This window comes from Okeania sp. (genome assembly GCF_983059655.1).
In genome coordinates this window covers 1-3395 of the sequence record NZ_CEZPJD010000552.1, presented here as the reverse complement: position 1 = coordinate 3395, position 3395 = coordinate 1, and the positions used below count along the sequence as shown (strand labels likewise).

The 3395-nt window shown below is 35.1% G+C and carries 2 protein-coding genes; both read left to right on the top strand.

Features of this window, described 5'->3' with window-relative positions; translation table 11 throughout:
- Positions 1-776 precede the first annotated feature (776 nt).
- On the top strand, positions 777-2516 hold the full coding sequence (locus tag AC3DU7_RS23970; protein WP_488041811.1) for a helicase HerA domain-containing protein: 1740 nt from the start codon (positions 777-779) through the stop codon (positions 2514-2516).
- 360 nt (positions 2517-2876) lie between these two features.
- The gene (locus tag AC3DU7_RS23965) at positions 2877-3272 is read left to right on the top strand and encodes a DUF1622 domain-containing protein (RefSeq protein WP_488041810.1); all 396 of its coding nucleotides are present in this window, start codon (positions 2877-2879) and stop codon (positions 3270-3272) included.
- Positions 3273-3395: the final 123 nt, after the last annotated feature.

Here is a 3395-nt window from a genome sequence, read left to right as displayed (position 1 = left end):
AAAAGTTAAAAGTAAGAAGTAAGAAGAAAATTATAGTTGTCAATAGGAGTTAACAATTTAGTAAGTATTTATGCTGATAATTTGACTCTTGAGAAAGGTCAATAAAAATAATTTATGTCATATAAATACTTACCAAAACCAGGATTTTTATACTACTTTTAATGTCACAAATTGACGTGCGGAATGTGGGTTATATCATGTCCGGTAGCATCATTTGTGTATAAAATTAAGGTGATACTCTTGAGAAAACCTTCTGCCTCCTGCCTCCTGCCTTCTGCCTTCTGCCTTCCTTAGATAAACTCGCTACACTGCTAACTTGGAATTTTCAATTATTTCAAAAAGTTAAGTTCTTAACTGTTCAGAGATTTGATACAACAAATTCCAAGTATATGAAGTACAGATATTAATAATTAAATCTTCCCAGTCTGAGCATCTTGCTCGCGAGGAAGCATCTTGCTCGCGTAGGTTTACCTCATCAAAGTGGAATACGCTGTATCATATCCGCGCTATATCTTTATGTGTAAACCTAAGCGTGAATATCTACAGAAAACTTAAGTTTTTTTTTCAGACTTTGAAACCTTCCACCCTCTTCCTTCTTCCTTTCCTTACTTTCATTAGTTAATAAAAATGGTATAACTTGATATATAGTAAAGAACGAGTTGGTGTTTGACTTATGCGGATGATAAACCTTAGACAGGGAAATGTTTTTCCTACTGTTCCCTGTTCCCTGTTCCCTGTTCCCTGCTATAGCATTATCAAGTAATCAAGTAATTCATATGGATTTTGAACAACCATTAGGCTCAGTAATTCAAGGTTCTCTCAGTCAAGGATTAGAAGTACGACTACATCCAGACATATCAGTAGAAGATATGCGGGTTGGTAAATTTTTGGTAGTAAAAGGAGTACAAACTCACTTTTTTTGTATGCTAACCGATGTTTCATTAGGAACATCCAGCGAACGAATAATGATTAATCCTCCCTTACCTACAGATGATTTTTTACAATCTGTTTTAGCTGGGGGTAGTACTTATGGAACTATCGAACTTGCACCAATGTTGATGTTGGTTATTTCTTCAGAAAACTCCCCAGTATATTTCAATGCTAATAACGATAATGGCAAGAAAAAAAAATCTCAATCCATGGAAAATTTAGCATCTTTTGAAGCTCAAACCAGTGCCGAAATTAAATTAATGCCAGTGAAAACTATTCCGAGTCATTTTTCCCAAGTATTTGAGGCAAGTGAGAGAGATTTTAGTCTTGTTTTTGGTAGGGAAGATGACCAAAGTAGGCGCAATTTTGCTGTGGGTAAACCTATTGATATGGATGTACCTGTTTGTTTAGATTTGGATAGATTTGTAGAACGGAGTAATGGCATTTTTGGGAAGTCAGGAACAGGTAAGTCTTTTCTGACTCGTTTACTTTTATCTGGGATTATTCGTAAAGGAGCGGCTGTAAATTTAATCTTTGATATGCACTCTGAATATGGTTGGGAAGCAATGGCTGAAGGAAAACAAGTTAGTACGGTAAAAGGTTTACGACAATTGTTTCCAGAACGAGTCGAATTATGGACTCTCGATCCAGAAGGGACTAAACGTAGAGGGGTGCGAGATGCACGAGAACTGTATTTAAGTTATAACCAAATTGAGGTAGAAGATATTGGGTTGGTGCAACGAGAATTAAATTTATCTGAGGCGAGTATTGATAGTGCAAATATTCTTAGAAGTGAATTTGGTAAATCTTGGATTGCTCAATTACTGGAGATGACTAATGAAGATATCCAAATATTTTGTGATGAGAAAAGGGGTCACAAAGGTTCAATAATGTCCTTACAAAGAAAGTTATTGCGACTGAATAATCTGAAATATATGCAGACAAAAAATACTAATAATTATATTGAAGAAATATTAGAATCTTTGGATGCTGGTAAACACGTTATTATTGAATTTGGTTCCCAGTCGAATATGCTTTCTTATATGTTAGCTGCTAATATGATTACTCGCAGAATTCATAATAGTTATGTACGGAAAGCTGATAAATTTTTGAGTTCTAAAAATCCAAGCGATCGCCCTCAACCATTAGTCATAACTATTGAGGAAGCTCACCGTTTTCTCGACCCTGCGATAGTACGTTCAACTATTTTTGGAACAATAGCTAGAGAAATGCGGAAATATTTTGTGACTTTATTGGTAGTAGACCAGCGACCTTCTGGGATAGATGCAGAAGTTATGTCTCAAATTGGTACAAGAATTACAGCTCTATTAAATGATGATAAGGATATAGATTCTATTTTTACAGGAGTTTCTGGCGGTCATAGTTTACGGTCTGTTTTGGCAAAATTGGATTCTAAACAACAAGCTTTGGTATTAGGTCATGCGGTACCGATGCCAGTGGTGATTCAAACTCGTGCTTATGACCAGACTTTTTATCAGGAAATTGGAGATACAGACTGGCGATATGTGTCTGATGAAGAGTTATATGAAGCAGCTCAGGTTGCTCTGGATGATATTGGGTTTTAAAGCACGAAGTGCAGGCAATAGGGAGTAGGGGAGTAGGGGAGTAGGGGAGTAGGGGAGTGGGGGAGTAGGGGAGTAGGGAAAATAGAAAGATTTGCTGTTGAAGCACTCATAATAAGTTTTTTCATCACTAATTATCCGGACATGATATAAGGGGAATATAAATTCGACTTCAGTTATTAAGTAATACTAATGCCTCAGCAATGTTTGTAACTATTATCGACATTAATTCAAAACATATTATGTCTTTTAAGCCTACTCTCTACTCTTAAGGAAATGTAGCAACACTTTTAATTTCTGGTATTATATATTTAGAAAGTTAAAATATTTACTCAATTTTAGAGGAAGTAGCAAGGAATAATTATGACTTCTATTGTATGTTTTTATCTAGCTATAAATTTAATAGAATTAGCTGAGATTTTTTTAGATGAGTCTGTCCTTATTCTGAAGATTTTTATTGAGGCAGTTGCAGTTTTTATTATTACTTTTGCAGTGCTAAAAGCACTAGCACAAATGTGGAAAAGACGGAAAAACAATAAGATTTTTGCACAAGATGGAAGAATCAGACTAGACTTAGGTATCTCCCTAGTTCTAGCTTTAGAATTTCTTTTGGCTGCTGATATAGTAGGAACTGCCATCTCTCCAAGTTGGAGCGATATTGGCAGGTTAGCAGCAATTGCTGGAATTAGAACTTTTCTCAACTTTTTCCTAGAAAAAGAACTTCAAGTACTAGAAGAAAAAAATAACCTCAATAGATAAAATTTTAAGAAGGAAAAAGGAAAAAAGAATGGGAATAGTCCTTTATAAGGAACAATAATTAGGGCTTACTGAATAAATCTAAAAGTTTTTGTAGATAAAGGTTTTAGGCTTTTTAGGTCTGGA